Raw genomic sequence first — 26,523 nt, forward strand, 5'->3', positions numbered from 1 at the left:
GCGAGGAGGACCTCATGCAGATCATCCGCACCATTGAGGAATTGCGTCAGGTTTTGGCACCAGCAAGGCGGGCTGGAAAACGCATCGGCTTCGTGCCGACCATGGGCTACCTCCATAAAGGCCATCTTGAACTGGTTCACCGCTCCAGAGCGGAAAATGACGTGACCGCCGTGTCCATCTTCGTCAATCCGTTGCAATTCGGCGCGAATGAAGACCTCGACAAATATCCGCGCGATCTGGAACGGGATGCCACTCTGTTGCGCGGAGCGGATGTCGATTATCTTTTCGCGCCAGCGGTCAGCGACATGTATCCGCAGCCGATGCAGACGGTGGTGGATGTGCCAACCCTCGGCAACCAGATGGAAGGCGAGGCGCGTCCCGGCCACTTCGCCGGTGTTGCGACGGTGGTGAGCAAGCTCTTCAATATCGTCGGCGCGGACACCGCCTATTTCGGCGAAAAGGATTTTCAGCAACTCGTCATCATCCGCCGCATGGTGGAGGACATGGCCATTCCGGTGCGAGTGGTCGGCGTCGAGACGGTGCGGGAGGATGACGGGCTCGCCTGTTCGTCCCGCAATGTCTATCTAACGCCCGAACAACGCGCCGCCGCCATCATCGTACCGAAGGCACTCGATGAGGCCGAGCGACTTTATCGCTCCGGCGTGGATGATCCCGATGCGCTGGAAGCGGCAATTCGCACTTTCATTGCCACGGAACCGCTGGCGACGCCGGAAGTGGTGGCACTCCGCGATCCGGTGACGCTTGAGCGCCTGACATCGGTTCAGGGGCGTCCGGTGCTCGTCGCGCTGTTCGTGCGGCTTGGCACGACGCGGCTTCTCGATAATCGCGTGATCGCGCATGTCGCGCAGGAACAGGCGGCCTGAGATGAGCGCATCCGTTAAACAGAAGCGACTGACGCCGAAGGCCATTTCGGCCCTCAAGGGCGAGCGCCCGATTGTCAGCCTCACCGCCTATACGACACCGATTGCGCGTCTGCTCGATCCGCATTGCGACCTGCTGCTGGTGGGGGATTCACTCGGCATGGTGCTTTACGGCATGGATTCCACCCTTGCTGTCACGCTCGACATGATGATCGCCCATGGGCAGGCGGTGATGCGCGGGGCCGAGAGGGCCTGCGTCATCGTCGACATGCCGTTCGGTTCCTATCAGGAATCAAAGGAACAGGCGTTCCGCAATGCGGCTCGTGTGATGCAGGAAACCGGCTGCGACGGCGTCAAGCTCGAAGGCGGCGAGGAAATGGCCGAAACGGTCGCATTCCTCGTCAAGCGGGGTATTCCGGTGTTCGGTCATGTCGGGCTGATGCCGCAGCAGGTCAATACGGTCGGCGGTTTCCGCTCACTTGGACGTGGCGACGAGGAAGCCGACCGGATTCGCCGCGATGCACAGGCCATTGCCGATGCCGGTGCTTTCGCGCTGGTCATTGAAGGTACGGTGGAGCCGCTGGCGCGAGAGATTACCGCAGCGCTTGCCATTCCGACGGTTGGCATTGGGGCTTCGGCTGCCTGTGATGGACAAATACTGGTTTCAGACGACATGCTGGGGCTGTTTCAGGATTTCACGCCGCGTTTCGTGAAGCGTTTTGCGCAATTGGCGCCGCAGATTTCCGATGCAGCCAAAGCCTATGCCGAAGAGGTGCAGGCGCGTGCATTTCCGGGGCCGGAGCATGTTTTCGGCGCGAAACCCAAGGGCTGAATAGCAAAACCTGTGCCGTATGGCGGTAGCGCCTTGTATTTATTCGTCAATCGCGTTCAATGTCGGAACTGTTTTCCGGAGTTGCCGTGACCGACGATATTGCCCATACCGAACTGATTGCCGTGCTGACGGCTGTGACCAGTGAACAGCCGCGCGTCATGACTGTGCGGCAGGGACAAGCTTTACCGTCGGGTCCGTTCGAAAGCGAGCATCGTTCTCTGCAATCGGGTCTGCGCGCCTGGGTGCAGTCGGAAACCGCACATCCGGTCGGTTATCTGGAGCAGCTTTATACCTTTGCCGACCGTGACCGCCATGCGCAGGGTGAGCGCATCATCTCGATCAGCTATCTGGGCCTCGTGCGCGAAAGCGATGCGGCGGCGGGGCAGGCGGGCTGGCGCGGCTGGTATGATTATCTGCCGTGGGAAGATCACCGTCAGGGCGAACCGGCGATCATGGAGCATCTCAACAATGCGCTGCTTGTCTGGGCCTATCGGGCCGAAACGCCGGAGCTGACAGCGCAGCGCATGCGGCGCATCGCTTTCACCTTCGGCTTTGAGAGCGGAGAGTGGAGCGGGCGCTGGAACGAAGACCTTGTACTGCAACGTTATGAGCTGCTGTTCGAGGCTGGTCTGGTGGCCGAGGCCGGAATGAAGGAAGACGAGAACGGCCGCTCCATGTTTGCCGATCATCGCCGTATCCTTGCCACGGCAATTGCGCGGCTGCGTGCCAAGATCAAATACCGCCCGGTGGTGTTCGAGTTGATGCCGGAAAGTTTCACCCTGCTGCAGTTGCAACGCACCGTCGAGGCGTTGGCCGGCTTGCGCCTGCACAAGCAGAATTTCCGCCGCCTGATCGAACAGCAGGATCTCGTCGAGGAAACCGGCGAAAGCGACAGCGAAACCGGCGGTCGCCCGGCAAAACTGTTCCGTTTCCGCTACTCGATTGTCGAGGAACGCGCCCTTTCCGAGCGCCATCTGGCTGGTGCCAAGCTGCCAATCTCTCGCGATTGACAATATACTCGAATCGAGTATAACTTCGCAAAAATGAAATACTCAAGTTGAGTATAATGGATGCACTCGGGAGATCACCCATGAACGATCATGTTTCCGTCTCGCAACTCTATGATCGCGTGGCCAAAGTCCTGCCGAAGGCGGAGTGGCTGGGCTTCGAGGACGACGTTGCGGCGATCCTCGAACTGAAGAAAAAGCGCAATGCGGTTATCCTTGCGCATAATTACCAGACACCGGAAATCTTCCATTGCGTGGCCGATATTGTCGGCGACAGTCTGGCGCTGGCGCGCAAGGCTGCGGAGGTCGATGCCGATGTGATCGTGCTGGCGGGCGTGCATTTCATGGCCGAAACGGCCAAGCTGCTCAATCCAGGCAAGACAGTGCTGATCCCGGATATGGGGGCGGGCTGTTCGCTGGCCGACAGCATCACGCCGGAAGATGTGGCGTTGCTGCGTGAAGCGCATCCCGGCGTGCCGATCATTACTTATGTCAACACATCCGCTGCCGTGAAGGCGGCATCCGATATTTGCTGCACCTCCGGCAATGCCAAAAAGGTGGTGGAATCGCTCGGCGTGCCGCGCGTGCTGATGATCCCCGACGAGTTTCTGGCGCAGAATGTGGCGCGCGAAACCGATGTCGAAATTCTCGCCTGGCATGGCCATTGCGAGGTGCATGAACGCTTCACCCCCGACGATATTCGCGAATTGCGCGAGAGCCACCCCGGTGTGGTGGTTCTGGCCCATCCTGAATGCCCGCCGGACGTGGTGGAAGCTGCCGATTTCGCCGGGTCCACGGCGGTCATGTCGGATTATGTCGGCGAGAAAAAGCCGCAGCGTGTCGTGCTTTTGACCGAATGCTCGATGAGCGACAATGTCGCTGTCGATCACCCCGATGTCGAGTTCATCCGCCCGTGCAATCTCTGCCCGCATATGAAGCGGATCACGCTTGCCAACATTCGCGATGCGCTGGAAAACAATCGCCATGAAGTGACCGTCGAGGCAGCACTGATGGAGCCTGCCCGGCGCGCCGTCGAACGGATGCTGGCGGTATGAACACGGCCCCGCTCCCGGTTCTCGTCATCGGCAGCGGTCTTGCCGGTCTGATGACGGCGCTGACACTATCTCCGCAGCCGGTGTTGCTGGTGACAGCGGGAAGCCTCGGCCTGTCCGGTTCCAGCATGCTGGCGCAAGGCGGCATTGCCGCAAGTGTTGGCGCGGATGACAGCGCGGCGCTGCATCTGGCCGATACGATTGCGGCTGGCGACGGCCTGTGTGACCGGGGCGTGGCTGCGGAGATTGTGGCGGCAGGCGCGGAAGTCATTGCCGCGCTGGAAGCGCATGGCGTGCACTTCGACCGCAAGGCGGACGGTTCGTTTTCGCTCGGTCTGGAAGCCGCCCATAGTCGCCATCGCATTGTGCATGTGGATGGCGACGCGACGGGGGCGGGCATCATACGAGCTTTAACCGCAAAGGTTCTGGCAACGCCTTCGATCACAGTTCTGGAAAACACCCGCGCCCTGCGTTTGATCAAGCAGGATGGCCGTGTGGTCGGTGCCTGTCTTGAAAATCTCGGACCGGTTGCAGCAACCGCCGTGGTGCTGGCGACGGGCGGGATCGGCGGACTTTATAAGGCAACAACCACGCCGCTTGGCAATCTCGGCCAAGGTGCCGCTCTGGCAGGCCGCGCTGGCGCTGTGCTTGCCGATATGGAATTCGTGCAGTTCCACCCGACCGCGCTTGCCGTTTCTGCGCCGCGTCTGCCGCTGGTTAGCGAAGCGGTGCGCGGGGAGGGCGCTAAGCTCGTCAATGATCGTGGCGAGCAGTTCATGGCTGATATTCCGGGCCGTGAGCTTGCGCCCCGTGATGTGGTGGCGCGTGCCATTGGCAACGAGATTGCACAAGGGCGCAAGGTCTATCTGGATGCGCGCGCGGCTCTGGGTGCGCGTTTTGCAACCCGGTTTCCCGGTATCGACGCGCTTTGCAAACAGCATGGCATTGATCCGTCCAGTGATATGATCCCGGTCAGACCGGCCACGCATTACCATATGGGCGGCATCAGGACCGACGCCGACGGGCGCAGCAGTCTGCCGGGGCTGTGGGCTGTGGGCGAAGCGGCCTGCACCGGCCTGCACGGCGCCAACCGGCTGGCCAGCAATTCGCTGCTTGAAGCTGCCGCCATGGGGCTACGCGTCGCCCGCGCGCTTGGCTGTGAAGAGGCGGCCGCCGTGCGGCATCCCGTGCCGGTCAGCCTGCCGCAGAGCGCCGATCCCGAACCGGCGCGGCGCGTCGTTTCCAGCCATCTTGGCCTGCTGCGTGATGAAGAAGGTTTGCGCTCCGCAATCACCACCCTTCTCCCCCTCGCGGAGACCGACGATGCCGCAGCCGTGGCGCTGGTTGCTGCGGTTGCGGCATATGAACGGCGCGAGTCGCGTGGCAGTCATGCCCGCACCGACTATCCCGCCAAAATTGCGGCTCCAGTCCGCAGTTTTTTCACCTTTCCGGCAGCTTTCGCACTGGCACGCGACATTGCCGCGCCTCACCCTGTTACAAGGACTGCATGATGAACCTGCCGCGCTTGTCTCCGCTTGTCGTCGAACCGCTGGTGCGCGCTGCGCTTCTGGAAGATCTGGGGCTTGCTGGTGATATTACCAGCAATGCGGTGGTGCCGGAAGAACACTGCTCGGCCATGCTGTTCAGCCTGCGCCAGCCGGGCGTTATCGCCGGGCTGGACGTGGCTGAAATGGCATTTCGTCTGGTCGATCCGGATGTCACATTCGAACGTCTGGCGCGGGACGGTCAGTCTCTTGAAAAAGGGGAGGATGTCGCCCGGGTTTCCGGCTCGTCCCGCTCTATACTCGCAGGAGAACGGACGGCGCTGAATTTCCTTGGCCATCTGTCCGGCATCGCCACGGCGACGACTAATCTGGTCAAGGCTGTGGCTGGCACAAAGGCCTCCATCGTCTGCACCCGCAAGACGACGCCCGGTCTGCGCGCCTTGCAGAAATATGCAGTCCGGGCAGGCGGCGGCATGAACCACCGTTTCGCGCTCTATGATGCGGTGCTCATCAAGGACAATCATATCGCCGTTGCGGCCGGTGTGCGCGAGGCTATCGAACGCGCCAAGGCCGGTGCTGGTCACATGGTCAAGATCGAGGTCGAGGTCGATACGCTGCAACAGCTCGAGGAGGCGATGGCCATTGGTGTGGACGCTGTATTGCTCGACAATATGACGCCTGCGCAATTGCGCGAGGCGGTCTCGATTATCGACGGCCGCGCCATTTCCGAAGCCTCGGGCGGCATTACGCCGGAAACGGTGGCGGCGGTTGCAGCCAGCGGCGTTGATTTGATCTCGGTTGGCTGGACCACGCACAGCGCGCCGAACCTCGATATCGGGCTCGATTTTGAACTGAATAGCTGAGGCTTTACGTCTTGTGTGGACAGGCGCAATATCTCCCACATAGACAATGTCCAAACGTGCTTCGCTGTAAAACCTAGTCCGTCGCTAAGGGTTAGGTCTCGCACATTCATGGCGATAACTGCCTCCATACTCGTGCAAGAATCCTACATGCAAAAACATGATTGAATAATTCATGTTTTCGTGTCACACAGTGACTGACTGATAGTCAGTCATGAGTCGTGCGGTGGTTCTGCAACTTGCTTGTGTGCGTGCCGGTTGCCGGATCGCCGTCACGGCTCAAAGCGGCATTGCCACAGAGAGTTTGATGGATATCGAGCAGGAGGGAAGCGTGATGCTTCACCATACGGAAAATTGGCCTTACGTGGTCACCTTGTCGAAGGGCGCATCGACCTTGGACGAAACGCGTGAATTCTTTGATGTCTGGAATCGATGGCTTGATGAGGGAAAGCCCTTCATCACGATTCGCCGTTTTCTGGACGAGGATGCACTTGCGCATCCCGAAGGTTCGGCACGGGAAGTGAAACAATGGTTGCAGCAGAATGCGCAGCGTATTCGCGAACAGGTGCTGGGCATGGTGAACATCGTTCCGGAATCTGTTTATGAACAGGCAAGCCGCATGGATGCAGAAAAGCTGTTTCGCGTCCCCGCGGGCACATTCTCCAATGTCGATGCGGCGCTGCATTGGCTGGAAGATAGGGTCATTCGACCAAATCAGCTTGATTTTGACAGGGCGGCGATCCGGGATAAATTGGCAGCGACCTGAAGTTTTGGAGATTGATTTGCCTTCCACTGCCATCAAGCCCAAGCCCCGCACCAAACCAGCGGAAATACGTCGCGACGAGCTGATGGCTGCAGCCGAAGCCCTCTTCCTCGAAAAGGGCTTCGCGGCGACAAGCGTGGATGAAATCGTGCGTCTGGCGGACGTCGCCAAAGGTACGTTCTACCTGCATTTTCGCAGCAAGGACGACATCCTGCTTGCCTTGCGGGAGCGATTTGTCGATGGGTTTTGCGAGCGATTGGAGCGTCAACTCGGTCTACTTCCCGCCGACGACTGGCAGGGAAAACTGGCTGCATGGGCCGAGACCGGAATTGCCGGCTATCTCGACAACTACAAACTCCACGACATGGTGTTCCATGATTTTCACCCGCCCATGCGTCGCATGAAGCAGGAAAATCCGGCAATCGTCCGGCTCGATGCGTTGTTAACCGACGGTAATGCTGCAGGCGCATGGAAAATCGCCGATACGCGTTTGACGGCTGTACTTCTGTTCAATGCGCTGCACGGTGCGGTCGATGAGATCATCTCCAACCCGGATATGATGGATCGTGCCGAGATGATCGCCGGTGTGAAGACGTTTTTCCTGCAGGCGGTACGATCTCAATAAGTACAGTTAAAGAAAAAGGGAGGCCGACGCCTCCCTCTATTCATTTTCCAGCGCTTGTGGCAGGGCTTACTTTTCAACAAAAGCCTTTTCGATGACGTAATGTCCGGCTTCGCTCTGGCTGCCTTCCTTGAAGCCGCGTTCTTCCAGAATCTGCTTGGTTTCGGCCAGCATTTCCGGGCTGCCGCAGAGCATCATGCGGTCGTCATCGTGGTTGAATTCCGGCAGACCAATATCGGCAAAGAGCTGACCCGAACGAATGAGGTCGGTCAGGCGGCCACGATTCTTGTAAGGCTCACGTGTGACGGTCGGATAGTAGATGAGCTGGTTCTTGACCATTTCGCCGAGGAATTCATCCTGCGGTAATTCATTGGCGATGAAGTCCGTATAGGCAAGCTCTGCCACCTGACGTACGCCATGAACGAGAATAATCTTCTCGAAACGTTCATAGGCTTCCAGATCACGGATGATCGACAGGAATGGGGCGAGACCGGTGCCGGTCGAAAGCAACCAGAGATTTTTTCCGGGCTTCAGATTGTCATAGAGCAGCGTGCCGACCGGCTTCTTGGACAGGATGATCTGGTCACCAACCTTCAGGTGCTGAAGCTTTGAGGTCAATGGACCGTTCGGCACCTTGATCGAGAAGAATTCCAGACCGTCTTCGTAAAGGCTCGAGGCAATCGAATAGGCGCGTGTGAGCGGCTTGCCGTTCACTTCCAGGCCCATCATGATGAACTGGCCGCTCTGGAAGCGAAAACCGGGGTCGCGCGTCGTGCGGAAGGAAAACAGCGTGTCGGTCCAGTGATGGATGTCGGTGACGGTTTCCTGATTGAAGTTGCTGCTCATTTTCGGAACTGTCTCTGTCTTGCTCCAGCACCGCTTGGGAGGACGGCGCCTATGGAATGGATTGGTCGGTTCGGTTTCTATCGGTCATTGCTGCATTTTGCCCGCAGTCGTGCAGCTCCGTGGAGACTGCATCCGCTGCGGGCAAAACGCCTTGATCACAATCAATGTAAGCGCGTCATGCTGCCTTCAGGGTGGCTTCCGCGAATTCGTAGTTGGCCAGCTTGTCGAGGAAATTCGTTACATAGTCAGGCCGACGATTACGGAAATCGAGATAATAGCTATGCTCCCAGACATCAAGCCCTAATAGTGCCTTGCCTTCGCCTGTTGCCAGCGGGTTGGAGCCATTTGGCGTCTTGGTGACCTTCAGCTTGCCGTCATTGGCCAGAACCAGCCATGCCCAGCCCGAGCCGAACTGGCCGACGGCCGCAGCCTTGAAGGCTTCCTTGAACTGGTCGACGCTACCGAAATCCTCGACGATCTTCTTTTCCAGAGCGCCAGGCAGGCGGCCGCCGGTTGCCGACAGGTTCTGCCAGAACAGATCGTGGTTCCAATGCTGGCCGGCATTGTTGAACACGGGAGCTAGATCAGCCTTATCCTTGGCGAAGAGGATGATTTCTTCGAGCGACTTGCCCTTGAGCGCGTCATTTTTTTCCACGAAACCGTTGAGTGCCGTCACATAGGCCTGATGGTGCTTGCCGTGGTGCAGCTCAAGCGTTTCCGTGCCCATTCCGGCGCCTTCGAGCGCGTTGGTTGCAAAGGGAAGTGGTGGCAAAGTGAAGCTCATTTTAAAACTCCTGATCGCTTGAGCATAATCACCGTTCAGCATCCTGAGGATCTATCCCGGTGTGGACTCTGGCTTTGACGAAAGCCGGTTTGAATATTGAAAATTCAGAATTATCTTGCTTCGACAGGCCTGATCACCTATTTAACAAGATAATCCTTCTTTAAATAGAAAATGGCACATATGTCAAGGAATGACTTTCTAAATACCGATGAATTGGGAGCACGTTCTCCCGCGGAGAGGATCATGCTCTCGCTCAAGATGCGGGGAGCGCAGACCGCCGCGACCATCGGGGAACATTTGGGAACCACAGGTGAGGCCGTTCGCCAACAGCTCGTGCGTCTGGTAGAGGAAGGGCTTGTTTCCTCACATTCCGTATCCCAAGGCGTTGGTCGCCCTTCGTTGTTCTGGGATCTTACCGAAGCCGGTAACAAACGTTTCCCCGATACGCATGCCGATCTGACGGTTCAGCTTCTTCATTCGGTGCGTACCATTCTTGGTGACGATGCGCTGGACACGCTGATCGCCCATCGCGAGACCGAGACGCGCCGTCAATATCAGACACGGCTGAAGGATTTGTCGCTCGACCAGCGAGTGAAGGAACTTGCCGACATTCGTTCCGCCGAAGGCTACATGGCTGATGCCGAAAAGCGGGACGATGGTTCCTGGCTGCTCATCGAAAATCATTGTCCTATCTGCGCCGCTGCAGATGCCTGTCAGGGCTTCTGCAGATCAGAGCTTCAGGTATTCAGGGCCGTGCTTGGCCCTGATGTTTCTGTAAATCGCACCGAGCATATTCTGGCCGGTGCGCGGCGCTGTGCTTACGTTATTGCGCCGACCGCCTAACCATCCTTTTAGCACTATGCCGGTTGCGGCTGTCTCGCGCTGCGGACCAGAGCGAGTGCCGACACGAATGCCAGTGCAGACAGAATGGCAAAGCCGGAGAAGAGCCAAAGTGCGGCATGTGCAGTGCCGGTAAATCCGCCGGGATTGGTGAGGCCAGCCATATTGGCAACCATTCCTGCAAGTGCTGCGCCAAGGGCGGTCGTGAAAAGCTGCACCATGGTCACGGATGCGGAAGCCAGATTCTGATCCTCTGCGTCGGCACGCTTGAAAATGCGGGTCAGCAGGTGCGGCCATGTCAGGCCAACGCCAAAGCCGATGACGGCCAGCGCGATACAGATCGGCAGCAGATCGTACCAATGTCCTTCGCTGCCAGCCGGAATGAGAACGGCCAGCGTAACCATGCCCGCCACGCCCATGACGGGGGCGGCCAGAATGACACGGTCGGTACGCCCGGCGGCAATCCCTGACGATCCGATGGAACCAAGTGTCCAGCTGCCGCCCATGATGGCTGCCAGATAACCCGCAACAAGCGGCGACTGGTTGTGCAGCACCTGAAAGAACAGCGGCACGAAGACTTCGGAACTGGTGACGGATGCGCTGAGGAAGGCGAGGGTCAGATAAAGCGCGCCGAGTTTCTGGATGCTGAACGAGCCTTTCGGCAGAATGCGCCTGCTGGCTTTCTTTTCCACGGCTGCGAGGAGAAGCAGCAGAATAATGGCAAGCGCGACGCCTCCGGCATTGAACGCCAGTTCGGATGAAATACTTCCAGCAGAAACGGCGAGGACTGCAGCGGTCAAAAGGATGAGCTGTGGCCAGGCAAGCCGGTCATTGCTGGCGGCGGAGCCGGATTCACGTGGCAGCACCGTCATAGCCATGATGGTGAACACAGCAATCACCGGCGCGAGCGACCAGAAGGCGGCACGCCAGATGCCAAGCTCCGCAAAAACACCGCCGATGGCAGGGCCGACAAGTGTGGCCACGCCCCACATGCCGGAAACGAGGCCAATGGCGCGTGGCCACAATGCTTCGTCGAAAACGATGCGGATCATGGAATAGGAAAGGGCGAGCATCATGCCGCCGCCAAGACCCTGTATGGCGCGCCCCGCCAGCATGACAGGCATAGATGGAGCCAGACCACAGGTCAGGGTTCCGGCAGCGAAGATTATCGCCGCGATCAGATAGGCGCTGCGCGGGCCTGCCTGGGAAAGCAGGCGCGGCACGAGAGCCGAGCCGAGAATGGATGCAGTCACGAACAGCGCCGTGTTCCACGCATAATAGTCCATGCCGCCAATGTCGGCGACGACTGTTGGCAGAATGGTTGTAGCGATGAACACGTTGATGGCATGAAGCGCGACACCGCCGACAAGCGTCAGCGAGACGATAGCGTTTCTGCCTGCGAACAGGTCTCCCCAACCGGCGGTCGGCTTCTGATCCTGCATTTCATTTTCCTTTGACTGTCATCGTGCGGGCGAAAGTCTGAATGAGGTCGCCCCGAACATGGAGAAAATGGCTACGCCCGGGGCTGTAATTTGTCAAGCAAATGCTTGTTTAATTAATTTGATGATACTTCTGGGATTGTAGCGAGCCCTATCGGCCGGCAGAAGCCATTTGTCCGGGCAAAGACTTTCAATGAAAACGGCAGGGCAAGGGGTAGCGCATGTCTCCCGAAAGCGGGAACCAGTTTCGGGATAAAGACATGCGTAAAAACAAACAGATAGAGCGGTTCCAACGACTTCTTATCAACCGGAACCGCTCTAGAAGAGGGAAGGGGTTCAAATTCCTGCAGAAAGCTCTATATGAAGCTCACCTGCTGAAGGTCGGGAAGTAATCCGCGATAGCTTGTGGGGAAATTTTTTCCCGATAATGCTGTGGCGGATTTGTGTTTCTGTCACAAGCTTCCTATAAGCCTTCGAATAATTTGGGAAACCACCTGTGTGTTTCCTCAACTTGGCAAACCAGCCTTGCTGGCGAGGCCAGATTTCCCCTTTGGACGACCCGGAACTCTCATGATCCAGACGCCTTACTACCTGATCGACAAGACCAAGCTGAAGCGCAACATGGAAAAGGTTGCCTATGTGCGCGAAAAGTCCGGCGCCAAGGCTCTGCTGGCGCTGAAATGCTTTGCCACGTGGTCGGTGTTTGATCTGATGAGCGAATATATGGACGGCACCACGTCGTCATCGCTCAATGAAGTGCGTCTCGGCCATGAAAGATTTGGCGGCGAAACCCATGCCTATAGCGTGGCCTATGCTGATAACGAGATCGACGAAGTTATCAGCCACGCCGACAAGATCATCTTCAATTCGATCGGTCAGCTGGAGCGTTTTGCCGACAAGGCAGCGCATATCAAGCGCGGCTTGCGTCTGAACCCAGGCGTTTCGTCTTCGACCTTTGATCTGGCTGACCCGGCGCGTCCGTTCAGTCGTCTTGGCGAATGGGATGTTGCGAAGGTCGAAAAGGTCATGGACCGCGTGACCGGCTTTATGATCCATAACAATTGCGAAAATTCCGATTTCGGTCTTTTCGACAAGATGCTGACCGATATCGAAGAAAAGTTCGGCTCGCTTCTGCATCGTGTCGAATGGGTCAGCCTTGGCGGCGGCATTCATTTCACCGGTGAGAATTATCCCGTCGATGAATTCTGCGCGCGCCTGAAGGCGTTTTCGGAAAAGTTCGGCGTGCAGGTCTATCTGGAGCCGGGCGAAGCCTCGATCACCAAGACCACGACGCTGGAAGTGACGGTTCTTGACACGCTTTATAACGGCAAGAACCTCGCCATCGTCGATAGCTCGATCGAAGCACATATGCTCGATCTGCTCATCTATCGCGAAAAGGCGAAGATGGCGCCCAACAATGGCGGGCACAGCTATATGGTTTGCGGCAAATCCTGCCTTGCTGGCGATATTTTCGGCGAGTTCACTTTCGACAAGGAGCTCTCCATTGGGGACCGCCTCTCATTTGAAGATGCAGCCGGTTATACCATGGTCAAGAAGAACTGGTTTAATGGCGTGAAGATGCCAGCCATTGCCGTGCGTGAACTTGATGGCACGGTCAAATTAGTCCGCGAATTTGATTATGCGGATTTTGAAGGGTCGCTTTCTTAAAGATCCTTTTGCAGCCCTCAAACTGCAATGAATTCATGTGTTCCGGGTGAGAAGGCAATCGGGACGGTTAACAGATGGCGGGTAACCGCTGGAAGAGGAAGCATCGACAGAAAATGAAGAAGAACGTTCTCATTATCGGCGCCGGGGGCGTGGCACAGGTTGTTGCACATAAATGTGCGCAAAACTCTGACATATTGGGCGATATCCATATTGCGTCCCGCACGGTTGAGAAATGCCGCAAGATTATCGATAGCGTGCATGAAAAGAAGAGCCTCAAGACCGAGGTGAAGCTGGAAGCGCATGCTTTGGACGCGCTGGATATTGAAGCCACCAAGGCTCTGATCCAGAAGACGGGCGTTCAGATCGTCATCAATGTCGGCTCGGCCTTCCTCAATATGTCGGTCCTTCGCGCCTGTATCGATACGGGCGTGGCTTACATGGACACCGCGATCCATGAAGATCCGAAGAAGATCTGCGAAACCCCGCCATGGTATGGCAACTACGAATGGAAGCATCTCAAGGAATGCGAAGAGAAGGGTATCACCGCCATTCTCGGCATTGGCTTTGATCCGGGCGTGGTTAATGCCTATGCACGTCTGGCTGCTGACGACTATCTCGATGAAGTCAAATCCATCGATATCGTCGATATCAATGCCGGTTCGCATGGCCGCTGGTTCTCGACCAACTTCGACCCGGAAATCAACTTCCGCGAATTCACCGGCACGGTCTATTCATGGCAGGGCGGTCAGTGGCAGTCGAACAAGATGTTCGAAGTCGGCCACACCTTTGACCTGCCTGTCGTCGGCCCGAGCAAGGCTTATATGACTGGTCATGATGAAGTGCATTCGCTGTCTAAGAACTACCCGAACGCAGATGTGCGTTTCTGGATGGGCTTTGGCGATCACTATATCAACGTCTTTACGGTGCTGAACAATCTGGGCCTCCTGTCCGAACAGCCGGTCAAGACTGCCGAAGGTCTGGAAGTCGTGCCGCTCAAGGTGGTCAAGGCCGTTCTGCCTGATCCATCGTCGCTGGCACCAGACTATACCGGCAAGACCTGCATTGGTGATTTCGTCAAGGGCACCAAGGACGGCAAGGAGAAGGAAGTCTTCATCTATAACGTTGCCGACCATAAGGACGCTTACAACGAAGTGGGTTCGCAGGGCATTTCCTATACCGCTGGCGTTCCGCCGGTTGCGGCCGCAATCCTGATCGCCTCGGGTGAATGGGATGTGAAGAAGATGGTGAATGTGGAAGAGCTTAATCCAAAGCCGTTCCTCCACATCCTCAACCAGATCGGCCTGCCATCGCGCATCAAGGATGAAGACGGCGACCGCGCACTCGACTTCGCGTAAGCCTCATCTGAATGAGTAAAGAAAACCCCGCCCAATGCCATGCTTTGTGCGGGGTTTTTTATTGGCGCTTTGCTCTGGCTTACTCTGGCATATTTGGCCAGGTATCCGAGAGACGATACCCACTCGGAAACGGATCGCTCGGATCGAGCATGAGCTGCGAAGTTCCCGTCACCCAAGCGCGACCGGAAATGATGGGGCTGATGGCCGGTTTGCCACCAAGCTCCAGAGCCTTGTCCAATCGACAATGAAACTCCGTGCCCAGCACGGACTTCCCGATAAATTTCTCTCCGACCTTCATCTGGCCTTTCGCGTGCAGAACTGCCATGCGCGCCGAGCAGCCAGTGCCGGTCGGGGAACGGTCGAGTTTGGCCGGGCGAATGGCAACGGTGTTCACGCCAGTCAGCACATCGCCGTCGCGCGTAACCGGCTCGGTGATCTGGCAGAAGGAAATGTGGTTCCAGTCTTTTTCAGGATGGCGGAAACCAAGCTGCTCGTTGGCGGCTTTGGTAATCTTCACGCCAATTTCGGCAAGTTCCCGCGCCTGGCCCGGCTCGATCTTCATTCCGATAGAAGCTGCATCGACAATGACGAAACTGTCACCGCCATAAGCCGTGTCGACAATGATCGTGCCAAGGCCTTCAACTTCCAATGAGACATCCAGACGGTCAGCGAAAGATGGAACGTTGCGCACACTGATGCGCTCGGCCTTGCCGTTGCGACATTCGGCTTCCACTTCAATGATTCCGCCCGGCGCCTCCAGCACCATGCGCGTCACGGGTTCCTGCATCGGGATAATGCCGCTATCCAGCAAAACGGTGGAGACGCAGATTGAATTGGACCCGGACATGGGCGGCGTATCGGCTGGCTCCATGATGATGAAACCCATCTGCGCCCGCGGGTCTTTTGGTGGCACCAGCAGATTGACATGGCGAAACACACCGCCGCGCGGCTCGTTCAGCACGAAATTGCGCAGGGTCTCGTCGCTGGCGATGAAGCGCGACTGCTCCCACACAGTCTTGCCGGGAGGAGGGGCCACGCCACCGACAATGACATCACCGACTTCGCCTTCTGCGTGACAGCCGACAATATGGATGACTTTGGTGCTGCGCATGACGCCTCCTGCAATTAATGCAATCATTCCTATCGGTTAGGGCGTTAGCGTCAATCCTTTATCGGACGGGCAATTGCGCTTTCGCGTCAGAATGAGGATTCCATTCCCCTCAGTGTCAGGAGATGAAAAATCCATTCCGAGATGTGTTGCTTCTTTAAGCAAGTCTGATATCCATTGTGCTCTTATTTTGTGCAAATCGATGCGCAGCCCGCTTGGCTCCGGATCAGTTTCTGGAACATACACAACGTTCCCGTTAGAAATTGAGCAACCCGAAAAGTTGGGGTGTGATCGCTCTCTTGGCGATGGACACCCTTAGCCGGCATGGGACGGTCGATGATCGTATTTCCGCGCCTCTTCTCAGATTGACATGGTCTCTGATGTTCCGGGGCGTGGCCTCATTCAAATGGAACGTCCGGCGGATTGACGGCCCCGGATGCTTCGGGGAGCGGACAATGGACAGGACAATCGATGCGGGCTTTCGGGGGCCGCATGAATCCGGCACGCAACGCTGGGGCAGGGAGATGGCGGCAGCGTTGAAGCTTGGCTGGCCGCTGATCTTCACCAATCTTTCGCAGGCAGCGCTGACTGCAACCGACGTCATCTTCATCGGCCGTCTTGGAGCGGATACGCTCGCTTCGGCACTGCTGGCGACCAGCTTCTATCATACGCTCATGATCTTCTCGATGGGGCTCGTTTCGGCCGTCATGCCGATGATCGCCATCGCGCTTGGCAAGAACCGTCATTCGGTTCGCGATGTGCGCCGCACGGTGCGACAGGGACTATGGACGGTCATAATGATCTCGATCCCGGTCTGGATCGTGCTCTGGCATTGCGAGGAGATATTCCTGTTTCTCGGCCAGCGCCCGGATATAGCTGCCCGATCGACGGATTTCATGCACACGCTGCAATGGGCATTGCTGCCTTATCTCGGATATATTGTTCTACGCTCGTTCTTTGCGGCGATGGAAAAGCCGATGTGGACGCTTCTTATTGCGGCCCTTGCCATCGGCTTCAACGCGCTTGCCGGCTGGACGCTGATATTCGGTCACTTCGGTTTCCCGCGCATGGAACTGCACGGCGCCGGTATCGCCACAACAGCGTCAAGCACGATGATGTTCCTCGGGCTTGCATTCATCACGGTGCGTCACCACCGCTTCCGCCGCTATCACCTGTTTGGCCGCTTCTGGCGTCCCGACTGGGCGCGCCTGCGTGAACTATGGCGCATTGGTATTCCAATGGCGCTGACATTCGTGTTCGAGACTTCGATCTTCTATGCTGCAGTGGTGATGATGGGCCGCATCGGGCCGACGGCCATGGCGGCTCATGCCGTGGCGATCCAGATTGCATCGCTCAGCTTCATGGTGCCACTCGGTTTCGGTCAGGTTGCAACCGTGCGCGTGGGCCGTGCCTATGGCCGCGGCGACCCTCAGGCTGTCGCCTATGCAGGCTGGAGCGCCTATGCGCTCGGCGTCGGTTTCATGGCCGTGATGGGGCTTCTCATGGTTCTCATCCCGCGCGTGTTCATTGGTGTTTTTCTCGATCTGCACGATCCGCAGAACCTGCCAGTGATGGAACTGGCTGTCACATTTCTTGCGCTGGCGGCTCTCTTCCAGATCGTTGACGGTGCACAGGCCGTTGCCGCGGGCATGTTGCGCGGATTGCGCGATACACGCATTCCGATGTTCCTGGCGCTATTCGGCTATTGGGGTGTGGGTTTGCCGTTGGGTGCCTTGCTTGCATTCCAGTTTGAACTGGGTGGGGTCGGTATCTGGCTCGGCCTTGCCGCCGGTCTCGGTATTGTCTCGGTATTGATGACGCTGCGATGGCGCAGGCATCTCGCGCATATCTCGGCGCATCCGGCCTGACAAAAGAAAAAGCCATACGCCCGTCGGGCGTATGGCTTTTTCATCAAAGTTTTGAAGCTTACTTCGTCAGTGCGGTGATGCGGTCAAGCGCTGCGCCGAAGCCCTTCAGCGAAACCTTGAAGGCGACCGGCTGGCTTGGGCTCAGGGCTGTTGTGGTGACGTTGATATTGGTGCCAGCCTTGAGAGCTGCAACCTGCTTTGCTTCGAAGCTGACCGGCGCCAGGCAACCCTGCGGCAGGCAGGTAGAGAAAGCGAGGTTCGGTCCGGCAACTTCGTCGATCTTGAGAGCTGCGCCCTTGGCAAGATCAAGGCCAAATGGCATCAGCAGAACACCTTCGACCTTACCTTCCACATTGCGCAATTCCGCGGTCAGAACGCGCTGGCCGGTCTGCGTGCTGCTCTGGTCCTGACGCATCACACAGATGCTTGTTTCCTTCTGGCTCTGACAGGAAACGGTCCAGTCTTGGTAAGTCTCCTGAAGGGTGCTAGCTCCACCTGGAAGTGGAGCCGCAAAGGCCGAAGCGCCGGAAATGGTTGCAAGCGTGAATGCAAGACCGATTACGCGATAGCTTTTCATAAAAAGATTCTCTCTGAAATTAATGAGCCCCAGAACCGTATACTCGGACGCACTGTCCAAGAAAACATTATTGAACATAAAATATTCGTGTCTTCAACTATGAATTATTATTTATATTTCAGTTATATAAGAAAAGAATAATATATTATTGGTTGTGCAAGCGTCTTTTTCTTGGGGCAAGGTTTTGCTGATTGTCCCCTTTTCCTCATCAAGCCGGAACTCTAAAGTCGCCTGGGAAAAGTCGGCTCGTTGTGCCGGGAGGAGAAGTCGTGACGCTACGCTATCAGATCGTTGCACTGGCGATTGTGCCCCTTATCGTGGCTATTCTGACGGTCACGGCCTTCATTACCTGGCAGTCGGCAAATCTTGTGCAGAGCAGTATCGCGACCTTCGAGAAGAATATGCTGAAGGCCAAGGAGACTGAGCTTCTCAATCTTACCAACCTGGCGCTTTCTTCCATCCAGCAGATTTACGACGATGCAGGCCCCGACGATACCGCTGCCATGGAAAAGGTGCGGAAGATTCTGACCTCGCTCGATTATGGTCGCGACGGCTACTTCTTTGTCTATGACTATGACGGCAACAATGTCGTCCATCCTCGCCAGACATTTCGGCCCGGCCATAACTGGCTCGATCTTGTTGATCCTGATGGAGATCGCGTTATTGCCAATCTGATTGACAAGGCGAAGGAAGGTGGAGGACTGCACCAGTATAAATGGGAAAAGCCGTCAAGCGGCGAAATGGCGGACAAGCTCTCCTTCGCTGTCGGACTGAGCAAATGGAAATGGATGCTCGGAACTGGCGTCTATCTTGACGATGTCTATGTGCAGACTGCTGCCGCCAACGCCGATTTCCGGGCCAATATCCGAACGACATTCCTGATCGTCAGTCTGATCGCCGTGCCAGCTGTGATGCTCGTCTTCGCGACCTGTATGCTGCTCAATCTGCGCGAGCGACGTATGGCTGATAACAAGCTGAAGGAGCTGGCGCAGCGCATCATCGATACGCAGGAGGAGGAACGGGCACGTCTGGCGCGTGAACTGCATGACGGCATTTCCCAAAATCTCGTCGGCGTTCGCTATGCCATCGATTTAGCAAGCCGTCAGGTGCGCATGGACAGCGGAGGCGCGCCGCTTGCGATCGAGAAGGCATCGGATGCGCTCAATGGTGCAATCAAGGAGGTGCGGCGGCTTTCGCATGATCTGCGTCCGCGCATTCTGGACGATCTTGGCCTGACCGTTGCGCTCAAGGCTTTGTGCGAACATTTTTCGGAGCGGACCGGCATTGAAACGCAGCTCGAAGCAAGCGGACTAAACGAGACGCTGAAGCCGGAGGCAAGCACGGCGCTTTATCGCGTCGTGCAGGAAGCGCTCACCAATGTCGAGCGCCATTCCGGGGCAAGCCAGGTGAGCATCCGCCTCTGGGGTTCCGGCGGCAAGGTGACGATGACAGTCGCCGATGACGGCAATGGTTTTACCGCGCGTGATCTGAAAGATCAGCTTTCAGGGCTTGGCTTGCGAAATATGCAGGAGCGGATGGCGCATTTCGGCGGTGTGCTCTTGGTTGAAACCGGCGCAGATGGTACGCAGCTCACCGCGCGCTTGCCGAAATCGGCAACAGAGAGAAAGCGGGAACCGGAAGTCGCATGACGAATGAATGCAAGATTCGCGTATTGCTCGTGGATAATCATCCGCTGGTTCTGGATGGTTTGCGGGCTGTACTCGAAACCTATGACGATATCGATATTGCAGGCGCGGCTTCCAACGCGCGTGCTGCACTGGAGCTGGCGCTGACCGTTAATCCCGATGTGGTTTTGATGGATATCAACATGCCACTTCTCAACGGTATCGACGCTATCGAACTGTTCAAGAAACAATTGCCGGGCATTTGCATCCTCATGCTGTCCATGCACGACAGCCGCGAATATATCTCGACCTCCATCATGCGCGGAGCTTCCGGCTATGTGTTGAAGGATGTGTCCACCACTGAAATCGTCGCCGCCATTCATGCGGTCGCTTCGGGTGGAACTTATTTCTCTTCCGGTGTTTCGGAGGCGCTGCTCGACAGCGGCGACAGGAAATCGGAAGGGCTGTCGGTCCGCGAAAACGATGTTCTGGTGCTGGTGGCCGAAGGTGGAAGCAACCGCGAAATTGCAATCAGGCTCGGCATTTCGGAGGCGACGGTCGAAACTCATCGCAAGAATATCAAGAAGAAGCTCGGAATAGCCAGCACTGCCGGGCTTACGCGCTACGTCATCGAGAACCGGTTGCGCCTGTCTTCGCAATAGCTGTCGTCGCAATAGCGGATATTCCGTTCGTCTCCCGATATTGCCTTACCCACTAATGGGTAGGTCTCCGTTTCTTAGAACTTTCGTCAACTTGCGGCATGGATTCGCCGGTCCTATCATTCGCTCCAAAACCGCTTGAGGAGGCGGAACAGGAGGGGAGGAGCGATGTCAGTCTTGCTGGCGTTGTCGCGTGCTATCGACGCGGCCAATAATTTCATCGGAAAATCCGTATCGTGGCTGATCCTGGTGGCAGTGCTCATCAGTGCTATCAATGCCGTCTCGCGCAAGCTGTTCAATGTCAGCTCGAATGCGTGGCTGGAAGCGCAATGGTATCTGTTCTCGGCGGTCTTTCTGATCGCCGCCGGATATACGCTTCTGCATAGCGAGCATGTGAAGGTTGATCTTCTCTACAGCCGTTATTCGCGGCGAACCCAGCTACTGGTCGAGATTTTCGGCACGCTCTTTTTCCTCCTGCCTTTCTGCCTCATCACCATTTACCTCTCCTGGCCCATCGTGGAAGCCAAGATCGCCAGCGGTGAAACCTCCAACAATACGGGTGGGCTGGTTCTCTGGCCGGTCTGGGTGTTGATCCCCATCGGTTTCGGGCTGCTCGCATTGCAAGGCATTTCCGAACTCATCAAGCGCATAGCCATCCTTCAAGGGCGCATACCGGACACGGTCGCCCTTGAAGATGCGGAAGCCCAGACGCTCTGAGGGGAATGGATATGATTGCTTTTATTGCGGAAAATCTCGCTCCGTTGATGTTTCTGTCGCTGGTGGTCGTGCTGTTGCTCGGCTACCCGGTGGCTTTCGCACTGGCCTTCGTCGGTTTTGCCTTCGGCTTCGTCGGCATCGAAATGGGGCTTCTGCCTGTCAACCTGTTCGGCGCGATACCGGATCGCATCTTCGGGCAGATGTCGAATGAAACGCTGCTCGCTATTCCGTTCTTCACCTTCATGGGGCTGATACTGGAGCGAAGCGGCATGGCGGAAGAACTGCTCGATACGATCGGGCAGCTTTTCGGTCCTGTGCGTGGCGGGCTGGCTTTTGCGGTGATCATCGTCGGCGCGCTTCTTGCGGCCACGACCGGCGTTGTCGCTGCCTCGGTGATTTCGATGGGACTGATTTCGCTCCCGATCATGTTGCGCTACGGCTATGATCGCAAAGTGGCGAGCGGCACGATTGCAGCATCCGGCACGCTGGCACAGATCATTCCACCAAGCCTCGTCCTGATCGTGCTTGCCGATCAGCTGGGCCGTTCGGTTGGCGATATGTACAAGGGCGCGCTGGTTCCCGGTCTTCTGCTGGTTGGCTTCTACTGTGCCTTTATCATCGGCATGTCGATTTTCCGGCCTGATACGGTCCCGGCTCTGCCGCCGCATGCCCGTACATTGAAGGGCTGGAAACTGGCGCAGAAAGTGGTGATTTCGCTCGTGCCGCCGCTTGTGCTGATCTTCCTTGTTCTCGGAACGATCTTCATCGGCGTTGCAACGCCTACGGAAGGTGGCGCGATGGGGGCGGTCGGCGCTCTGCTTCTCGCTATCATCAATCGCCGCCTCAACATGACGATGCTGACGTCAGCGCTTTATGCCACGGCAAAACTGTCGTCCTTCGTCATTTTCATTCTGCTGGGCGCGCGCGTGTTTTCTCTCACCTTCTATGGCGTCAACGGTCACATCTGGGTCGAACACCTGATGACGTCCATCCCCGGCGGTGAAGTCGGCTTCCTGATTGTCGCCAATCTTCTGGTGTTCTTTCTGGCCTTCTTCCTCGATTATTTCGAGCTGGCCTTCATCATCATCCCGCTTCTGGCGCCGGTGGCCGACAGCCTTGGCATTGATCTGGTCTGGTTCGGCGTCATGCTGGCGGTCAATATGCAGACATCGTTCATGCATCCGCCTTTCGGCTTCTCGCTCTTCTATCTGCGTTCGGTCGCTCCATCCCGACCCTATAAGGACAAGGTCACAGGCGCGACTATCCAGCCGGTGACGTCGGGGCAAATCTACATGGGATCGATCCCGTTCCTTTTGATCCAGCTTGTCATGGTTGGCATCATCATCAGCTTCCCGGGCATCGTCACCCACTACAAGAGCGGCCATCCGCAGGCCGATCCGGCATCGATCCAGATCAATGTGCCAATGCCAGATGCTGGCGGCGGCAATCCGTTCGGCGCAGCACCCGCACCTTTCGGAGCGCCTTCGCCGTCAACTGAGCCTCTGCCCGCGCCGTCTTTCGGTTCTCCGCAGCCGAGCTTCGGACAGGACAAAGACCAACAGCAAAAACCTGCGCAATGAGGGGAAAACGAGCATTGCGTAGATTCTGATAAACCAGAACAATCTTAGGAGGAGACACATGAAACAGGATTTGAGCCGCCGCACATTTCTGACGAAGGGTGCCGCAATTGGCGCTGCCGCTGCCACAAGTGGAGCGGCACTCGCAACACCGGCAATTGCGCAGGAGTTGCCGACGCTGCGCTGGCGTCTGACTTCGGGCTTCCCGAACAATCTGGATACGATCTATGGCGGTGCGGTCTATATGGCCAATGCCGTTTCAAAGATGACCGAAGGCAAGTTCCAGATTCAGGTATTCCAGGCTGGTGAAATCGTGCCTGGCCCGCAGGCCATCGATGCGGTTCAGGCCAACACGGTCGAAATGGCGCATACGTGCGGCTATTATTTCACCGGCAAGAACCCGGCCTTCGCCATCGGGACGGCTATTCCCTTCGGCATGAACACACGCCTGCAGAATGCCTGGCTCTATCATGGCGGTGGCAACGAGCTTTATAATGCGTTCCTTGCCGATTATGGCATTGTCGGTATCGTCGGCGGCAACACGGCGGCCCAGATGGGCGGCTGGTATCGCAAGGAAATCAAAAGCCTTGCGGATCTGAAGGGCCTGAAGATGCGTATCGCGGGCGTGGCTGGCGAGGTCATGTCGCGCCTCGGCGTCGTTCCGCAACAGCTTCCGGGCGGTGACATTTATCCGTCGCTGGAGCGCGGCACGATCGATGCGGCCGAATGGGTCGGTCCTTATGATGACGAGAAGCTCGGCTTCTACCAGATCGCGCCATATTATTATTACCCGGCCTTCTGGGAAGGCGGCGCTTCGGTACACTTCTTCATCAACAAGCAGCAATATGAAAGCTTGCCGGAGCCATACAAGGTTGCGCTGAATACGGCTGCCGAAGCTGCGACCCAGAACATGATTTCGCTTTATGACGTGAAAAACACCGCTGCGATTCGTTCGCTGGTGTCGAAGGGCGTGAAGCTTCAACCGCTTCCGCGAGACGTTCTGGATGCCGCCTACAAGGTCGCGTTCGAACTCTACGCCGAATACAATGAGAAAAATCCGGCATGGGCGAAAATCTACCCGAGCTGGAAAAAATTCCGTGACGAGGGCTTCGAATGGTTCCGCGTCGCTGAATATACCTATGACAGCTACGTCTATGCGCAGCAGGCTGCAGGCAGGTAGCCATCGACTGACATAGTCGCGAAACGCTTGTGAAACGGGGCCTTCGGGCCCCGTTTTCGTTTATTGTATTTAAGGCGAAAGTGGTTTTGTAGTTAGAAATTGCTAGTGTTAATATACTTGAAATTTTATTTGATTTATATTTTATGAATTATTTATTGTTATAAAGTAAAGATGTTTATAATTAGTGTCATAATGGACACATGTTCCTTTTCAACTTCATATAGTTCTTAAAATTGGAATTGATGTATTTGTAGAGTTCATTCTATCAGGCCTCGTCTGAAAAATTTCTGGAGGCAATGAAATGAAGATCAAGAGCTTGTTGTTCGGTTCGGCTGCAGCACTGGTTGCAACCACTGGAGCATATGCTGCGGATACCGTTGTGGCACCGGAGCCTGAATCTGTTGAGTATGTTCGCGTTTGCGACGCCTATGGTGCGGGATATTTCTATATTCCGGGCACCGAAACCTGCCTTCGCGTATCCGGCTATGTCCGTTACGACGCTGCTGGCGGTGACAATGTCTACGGTCGCGGTTTCGTTGATCGTGACGGTAGCGTCGATACGCGCCGCAATTCCTGGGATAACAAGGCTCGCTTCACACTGCGCCTCTCCACGGCGTCGGAAACCGATCTTGGCACTCTGAAGACCTTTGCCGAAACCCGTTATGATTGGGGCAATGGTGTTGAAGGTGCCTCCGGTTCGCTGCGTTTTGCCTATATCCAGCTTGGCGGTCTCCGCGTCGGTCTCGATGAATCGGCCTTCGTTACCTTCCCGGGCTATCTCGGCGATGTCATCAACGATGACGTGATTCTCGCTGGCGGCTATCGCACCGGCTTGATCAGCTACACCTTCACCGGTGGCAACGGCTTCTCCGCCATTCTGTCGCTCGAACAGGGCAACAATGATGATACGGATAGCGCATACGGCTATGATGGCGTCATCAAGGACTACACGCCGCACGTTGTCGGTGGCCTGAAGTATGAAGGCGGCTGGGGCAAGATCGCAGGCGTCGCTGCTTATGACGCCCGCAACGAAGAGTGGGCCGGTAAGGTTCGCGCTGACGTGAACATTACGGACCGCTTCTCGGTCTGGGCGATGGGTGGTTACAAGTCCAATAAGGACCAGTACATCATGCAGACCGATGGCAATGGCCATGATATCGGTCAGGTTCGTGCGATCAGCAGCTTCTACGGCACCTGGGGCGGCGATTGGGCTGTCTGGGGCGGCGCAGCATTCAAGGCTACCGACAAGGCAGTCTTCAATGCGCAGCTTGCTTATGACGGCACGAACACTTTCGCAGCTACTGCCAACGTAGCGTATGAAATGGTTCCGGGCTTCACGGTCACGCCGGAAGTTTCCTACACCAAATGGAGCGACAGCAAGTCCTATCTCAACGGCAAGGATGCCGTTCAGGGTATGATCCGCTTCCAGCGCTCGTTCTAATGCTTAACCGGGAGGCCGACATCGGCCTCCCGGTCTGCATTCAAAAGTATATTGAACCGTTCATCTTGGTGTAACGGTCATGAGTTCAATAAAATTTCTAATACTTTGATATTTAATTGAAGAAATATTCTTGAATTTTCGAATGAAATAACAAGTAACCAAGTGCTGATATAACAAAAATGTAATTTGCATTCTGGTGTGCTTGTACTATTTTAAAAGAACCATTCGATAGCGTAGAAGGACTGCGCTGTTTACAAATCTGATCTCCAGTCGGAAGAGTGGTACGGCGAGCTTCGGCTCGCCGTTTTTGTTTCCGTCCTATCGTTCTGCACATATGAAAAAGGCCGGATTGATCCGGCCTTTTCGTTGCGTGAATGCATCGCAGAATATGAACTGCTCTCCTTTATCGGGAAAACTTCATATGCCGGTTGACGTCCTTGTAGAGCAGATAGCGGAACTTGCCGGGGCCGCCTGCGTAACAGGCCTGCGGGCAGAAGGCGCGCAGCCACATGAAGTCGCCGGCTTCCACTTCCACCCAGTCCTGATTGAGCCGATAGACGGCCTTGCCTTCCAACACATAGAGGCCGTGTTCCATGACGTGGGTCTCGGCAAAAGGAATGACGCCGCCGGGCTCCAGGGTCACGATGGTGACGTGCATGTCGTGGCGCAGGTCATTCGGATCAACGAAGCGGGTCGTCGCCCAGGCGCCGTTGGTGTCCGGCATCGGATTGGGCGCGATATCCTTTTCGTTGAGGAATAGCGGTTCGGGAACATCGAGGCCGTCGACATATTCATAAGCCTTGCGCACCCAATGGAAGCGGGCCGTCGTCGCGCCGTTGTTGCGAAGTGTCCAGCCGCTTTTCGGCGGCAGATAAGCGTAGCCGCCTTCGGTCAGCGTGTGCGTTTTACCAGCTACGGTGACGGCGATTTCGCCCTCGACCACGAACAGCACGCCTTCCGCGCTTTCATCCAGTTCGGCACGGTCGCTGCCGCCGCCCGGCTGCACTTCCATGATGTATTGCGAGAAGGTCTCGGCGAAGCCGGAGAGGGGGCGGGCAATCACCCAAAGCCGTGTCTTGTCCCAGAAGGGCAGGAAGCTCGTCACGATATCGCTGAACGTGCCCTTGGGGATCACCGCATAGGCTTCGGTGAACATGGCGCGATCGGTGAGGAGCTGGGTCTGCGGCGGCAATCCGCCAGTCGGTGCATAATAGCTGCGATTGTTCTTGTCGTTGCCCATGTGGGGAATTCCTTATGTGAGAAGCTGGCACTCACGGCGAGTTCTGGAAAACCTGTCGTGAGATCATGGAATGAATG

General features: G+C 56.6%; 24 protein-coding genes. 18 read left to right on the top strand and 6 right to left on the bottom strand.

All coding sequences use genetic code 11. The features are described from left to right. The first annotated feature begins 14 nt into the window (after positions 1-14). The 8 genes from panC to KWJ32_RS08280 all read left to right on the top strand — a co-directional run bounded on the left by panC (position 15) and on the right by KWJ32_RS08280 (position 7,525). Positions 15-884, top strand: a complete 870-nt coding sequence (gene panC, locus KWJ32_RS08245) for a pantoate--beta-alanine ligase (protein WP_036578237.1) — start codon at positions 15-17, stop codon at positions 882-884. Position 885: 1 nt separating this feature from the next. Continuing rightward, positions 886-1,713, top strand: coding sequence for a 3-methyl-2-oxobutanoate hydroxymethyltransferase (panB, locus tag KWJ32_RS08250; protein WP_010658249.1), 828 nt, complete (start codon positions 886-888; stop codon positions 1,711-1,713). Between the two features lie 59 nt (positions 1,714-1,772). After that, positions 1,773-2,723, top strand: coding sequence for a hypothetical protein (locus KWJ32_RS08255; RefSeq protein WP_010658250.1), 951 nt, complete (start codon positions 1,773-1,775; stop codon positions 2,721-2,723). Between the two features lie 80 nt (positions 2,724-2,803). Next, positions 2,804-3,775, top strand: a complete 972-nt coding sequence (nadA, locus tag KWJ32_RS08260) for a quinolinate synthase NadA (RefSeq protein ID WP_010658251.1) — start codon at positions 2,804-2,806, stop codon at positions 3,773-3,775. Beyond that, entirely contained in the window at positions 3,772-5,283 is a 1,512-nt protein-coding gene (locus tag KWJ32_RS08265) for an L-aspartate oxidase (protein WP_040129900.1), read from the top strand. The genes nadA and KWJ32_RS08265 overlap by 4 nt, the downstream gene beginning before the upstream one ends. Then, positions 5,283-6,140 (top strand): carboxylating nicotinate-nucleotide diphosphorylase, encoded by an 858-nt coding sequence (nadC, locus tag KWJ32_RS08270; protein ID WP_010658253.1) that lies wholly within the window; start codon positions 5,283-5,285, stop codon positions 6,138-6,140. The genes KWJ32_RS08265 and nadC overlap by 1 nt, the downstream gene beginning before the upstream one ends. A 211-nt stretch (positions 6,141-6,351) precedes the next feature. Continuing rightward, positions 6,352-6,903 carry a hypothetical protein gene (locus KWJ32_RS08275; RefSeq protein ID WP_010658254.1) on the top strand — a complete coding sequence of 184 codons (552 nt, stop codon included), beginning with the start codon at positions 6,352-6,354 and terminating at the stop codon, positions 6,901-6,903. A 16-nt stretch (positions 6,904-6,919) separates the two neighbouring features. Then, entirely contained in the window at positions 6,920-7,525 is a 606-nt protein-coding gene (locus KWJ32_RS08280) for a TetR/AcrR family transcriptional regulator (protein WP_029375887.1), read from the top strand. A gap of 66 nt (positions 7,526-7,591) precedes the next feature. Here KWJ32_RS08280 and KWJ32_RS08285 read toward each other — a convergent pair whose 3' ends face one another. Then, positions 7,592-8,368, bottom strand: coding sequence for a ferredoxin--NADP reductase (locus tag KWJ32_RS08285; protein WP_010658256.1), 777 nt, complete (start codon positions 8,366-8,368; stop codon positions 7,592-7,594). Positions 8,369-8,543: 175 nt separating this feature from the next. Continuing rightward, the gene (locus tag KWJ32_RS08290) at positions 8,544-9,152 is read right to left on the bottom strand and encodes a superoxide dismutase (RefSeq protein WP_010658257.1); all 609 of its coding nucleotides are present in this window, start codon (positions 9,150-9,152) and stop codon (positions 8,544-8,546) included. Positions 9,153-9,395: 243 nt separating this feature from the next. Here KWJ32_RS08290 and KWJ32_RS08295 point away from each other — a divergent pair, with 243 nt between their 5' ends. Then, on the top strand, positions 9,396-9,995 hold the full coding sequence (locus KWJ32_RS08295) for a metalloregulator ArsR/SmtB family transcription factor (protein WP_010658258.1): 600 nt from the start codon (positions 9,396-9,398) through the stop codon (positions 9,993-9,995). A 14-nt stretch (positions 9,996-10,009) separates the two neighbouring features. Here the strand turns inward: KWJ32_RS08295 and KWJ32_RS08300 are convergent, their stop codons facing one another. After that, a complete protein-coding gene (locus KWJ32_RS08300; protein ID WP_010658259.1) occupies positions 10,010-11,434 on the bottom strand; it encodes an MFS transporter in 1,425 nt (474 codons plus the stop codon). A 567-nt stretch (positions 11,435-12,001) separates the two neighbouring features. Here KWJ32_RS08300 and nspC point away from each other — a divergent pair. Next, positions 12,002-13,099: a carboxynorspermidine decarboxylase gene (nspC, locus tag KWJ32_RS08305; RefSeq protein ID WP_010658260.1), complete on the top strand. Its 1,098-nt coding sequence runs from the start codon at positions 12,002-12,004 to the stop codon at positions 13,097-13,099. A gap of 113 nt (positions 13,100-13,212) precedes the next feature. Continuing rightward, positions 13,213-14,454, top strand: coding sequence for a saccharopine dehydrogenase family protein (locus tag KWJ32_RS08310; RefSeq protein ID WP_010658261.1), 1,242 nt, complete (start codon positions 13,213-13,215; stop codon positions 14,452-14,454). 79 nt (positions 14,455-14,533) lie between these two features. On the opposite strand, the gene KWJ32_RS08315 is transcribed toward KWJ32_RS08310, so the two are convergent. Next, the gene (locus KWJ32_RS08315) at positions 14,534-15,565 is read right to left on the bottom strand and encodes a 4-hydroxyproline epimerase (RefSeq protein ID WP_010658262.1); all 1,032 of its coding nucleotides are present in this window, start codon (positions 15,563-15,565) and stop codon (positions 14,534-14,536) included. A 452-nt stretch (positions 15,566-16,017) separates the two neighbouring features. Between KWJ32_RS08315 and KWJ32_RS08320 the strand changes: the two genes are divergently transcribed. Beyond that, positions 16,018-17,430 carry an MATE family efflux transporter gene (locus KWJ32_RS08320; RefSeq protein ID WP_010658263.1) on the top strand — a complete coding sequence of 471 codons (1,413 nt, stop codon included), beginning with the start codon at positions 16,018-16,020 and terminating at the stop codon, positions 17,428-17,430. Positions 17,431-17,488: 58 nt separating this feature from the next. Here KWJ32_RS08320 and KWJ32_RS08325 read toward each other — a convergent pair whose 3' ends face one another. Beyond that, positions 17,489-18,007 (bottom strand): invasion associated locus B family protein, encoded by a 519-nt coding sequence (locus KWJ32_RS08325; RefSeq protein WP_010658264.1) that lies wholly within the window; start codon positions 18,005-18,007, stop codon positions 17,489-17,491. 269 nt (positions 18,008-18,276) lie between these two features. Here KWJ32_RS08325 and KWJ32_RS08330 point away from each other — a divergent pair, with 269 nt between their 5' ends. From KWJ32_RS08330 to KWJ32_RS08355, 6 genes are all read left to right on the top strand, one after another. Beyond that, positions 18,277-19,656 (top strand): cache domain-containing protein, encoded by a 1,380-nt coding sequence (locus KWJ32_RS08330; RefSeq protein ID WP_010658265.1) that lies wholly within the window; start codon positions 18,277-18,279, stop codon positions 19,654-19,656. Next, complete coding sequence (locus KWJ32_RS08335; protein ID WP_036578839.1) at positions 19,653-20,294, top strand: response regulator transcription factor; 642 nt, start codon at positions 19,653-19,655, stop codon at positions 20,292-20,294. The genes KWJ32_RS08330 and KWJ32_RS08335 overlap by 4 nt, the downstream gene beginning before the upstream one ends. Before the next feature lie 165 nt (positions 20,295-20,459). After that, positions 20,460-21,008 (top strand): TRAP transporter small permease subunit, encoded by a 549-nt coding sequence (locus tag KWJ32_RS08340; RefSeq protein WP_010658267.1) that lies wholly within the window; start codon positions 20,460-20,462, stop codon positions 21,006-21,008. 11 nt (positions 21,009-21,019) lie between these two features. Further along, positions 21,020-22,588: a TRAP transporter large permease subunit gene (locus tag KWJ32_RS08345; RefSeq protein WP_010658268.1), complete on the top strand. Its 1,569-nt coding sequence runs from the start codon at positions 21,020-21,022 to the stop codon at positions 22,586-22,588. 58 nt (positions 22,589-22,646) lie between these two features. Beyond that, the gene (locus KWJ32_RS08350) at positions 22,647-23,765 is read left to right on the top strand and encodes a TRAP transporter substrate-binding protein (protein WP_010658269.1); all 1,119 of its coding nucleotides are present in this window, start codon (positions 22,647-22,649) and stop codon (positions 23,763-23,765) included. A 301-nt stretch (positions 23,766-24,066) separates the two neighbouring features. Beyond that, positions 24,067-25,206: a porin gene (locus KWJ32_RS08355; protein ID WP_010658270.1), complete on the top strand. Its 1,140-nt coding sequence runs from the start codon at positions 24,067-24,069 to the stop codon at positions 25,204-25,206. 403 nt (positions 25,207-25,609) lie between these two features. Here KWJ32_RS08355 and KWJ32_RS08360 read toward each other — a convergent pair whose 3' ends face one another. Next, complete coding sequence (locus KWJ32_RS08360; protein WP_010658271.1) at positions 25,610-26,446, bottom strand: bifunctional allantoicase/(S)-ureidoglycine aminohydrolase; 837 nt, start codon at positions 26,444-26,446, stop codon at positions 25,610-25,612. Positions 26,447-26,523 lie beyond the last annotated feature (77 nt).

The organism is Ochrobactrum sp. BTU2, from assembly GCF_024539785.1.
GTDB lineage: Bacteria > Pseudomonadota > Alphaproteobacteria > Rhizobiales > Rhizobiaceae > Brucella > Brucella anthropi.

What these genes read in the sequence shown, in the direction of transcription:
- panC (WP_036578237.1), top strand. Translation starts at nt 15, where the DNA reads ATGCAGATCATCCGCACCATTGAGGAATTGCGTCAGGTTTTGGCACCA.
- panB (WP_010658249.1), top strand. Translation starts at nt 886, where the DNA reads ATGAGCGCATCCGTTAAACAGAAGCGACTGACGCCGAAGGCCATTTCG.
- KWJ32_RS08255 (WP_010658250.1), top strand. Translation starts at nt 1,773, where the DNA reads ATGTCGGAACTGTTTTCCGGAGTTGCCGTGACCGACGATATTGCCCAT.
- nadA (WP_010658251.1), top strand. Translation starts at nt 2,804, where the DNA reads ATGAACGATCATGTTTCCGTCTCGCAACTCTATGATCGCGTGGCCAAA.
- KWJ32_RS08265 (WP_040129900.1), top strand. Translation starts at nt 3,772, where the DNA reads ATGAACACGGCCCCGCTCCCGGTTCTCGTCATCGGCAGCGGTCTTGCC.
- nadC (WP_010658253.1), top strand. Translation starts at nt 5,283, where the DNA reads ATGAACCTGCCGCGCTTGTCTCCGCTTGTCGTCGAACCGCTGGTGCGC.
- KWJ32_RS08275 (WP_010658254.1), top strand. Translation starts at nt 6,352, where the DNA reads ATGAGTCGTGCGGTGGTTCTGCAACTTGCTTGTGTGCGTGCCGGTTGC.
- KWJ32_RS08285 (WP_010658256.1), bottom strand. Translation starts at nt 8,368, where the DNA reads ATGAGCAGCAACTTCAATCAGGAAACCGTCACCGACATCCATCACTGG.
- KWJ32_RS08290 (WP_010658257.1), bottom strand. Translation starts at nt 9,152, where the DNA reads ATGAGCTTCACTTTGCCACCACTTCCCTTTGCAACCAACGCGCTCGAA.
- KWJ32_RS08295 (WP_010658258.1), top strand. Translation starts at nt 9,396, where the DNA reads ATGCTCTCGCTCAAGATGCGGGGAGCGCAGACCGCCGCGACCATCGGG.
- KWJ32_RS08300 (WP_010658259.1), bottom strand. Translation starts at nt 11,434, where the DNA reads ATGCAGGATCAGAAGCCGACCGCCGGTTGGGGAGACCTGTTCGCAGGC.
- nspC (WP_010658260.1), top strand. Translation starts at nt 12,002, where the DNA reads ATGATCCAGACGCCTTACTACCTGATCGACAAGACCAAGCTGAAGCGC.
- KWJ32_RS08310 (WP_010658261.1), top strand. Translation starts at nt 13,213, where the DNA reads ATGAAGAAGAACGTTCTCATTATCGGCGCCGGGGGCGTGGCACAGGTT.
- KWJ32_RS08315 (WP_010658262.1), bottom strand. Translation starts at nt 15,565, where the DNA reads ATGCGCAGCACCAAAGTCATCCATATTGTCGGCTGTCACGCAGAAGGC.
- KWJ32_RS08320 (WP_010658263.1), top strand. Translation starts at nt 16,018, where the DNA reads ATGGACAGGACAATCGATGCGGGCTTTCGGGGGCCGCATGAATCCGGC.
- KWJ32_RS08325 (WP_010658264.1), bottom strand. Translation starts at nt 18,007, where the DNA reads ATGAAAAGCTATCGCGTAATCGGTCTTGCATTCACGCTTGCAACCATT.
- KWJ32_RS08335 (WP_036578839.1), top strand. Translation starts at nt 19,653, where the DNA reads ATGACGAATGAATGCAAGATTCGCGTATTGCTCGTGGATAATCATCCG.
- KWJ32_RS08340 (WP_010658267.1), top strand. Translation starts at nt 20,460, where the DNA reads ATGTCAGTCTTGCTGGCGTTGTCGCGTGCTATCGACGCGGCCAATAAT.
- KWJ32_RS08345 (WP_010658268.1), top strand. Translation starts at nt 21,020, where the DNA reads ATGATTGCTTTTATTGCGGAAAATCTCGCTCCGTTGATGTTTCTGTCG.
- KWJ32_RS08350 (WP_010658269.1), top strand. Translation starts at nt 22,647, where the DNA reads ATGAAACAGGATTTGAGCCGCCGCACATTTCTGACGAAGGGTGCCGCA.
- KWJ32_RS08355 (WP_010658270.1), top strand. Translation starts at nt 24,067, where the DNA reads ATGAAGATCAAGAGCTTGTTGTTCGGTTCGGCTGCAGCACTGGTTGCA.
- KWJ32_RS08360 (WP_010658271.1), bottom strand. Translation starts at nt 26,446, where the DNA reads ATGGGCAACGACAAGAACAATCGCAGCTATTATGCACCGACTGGCGGA.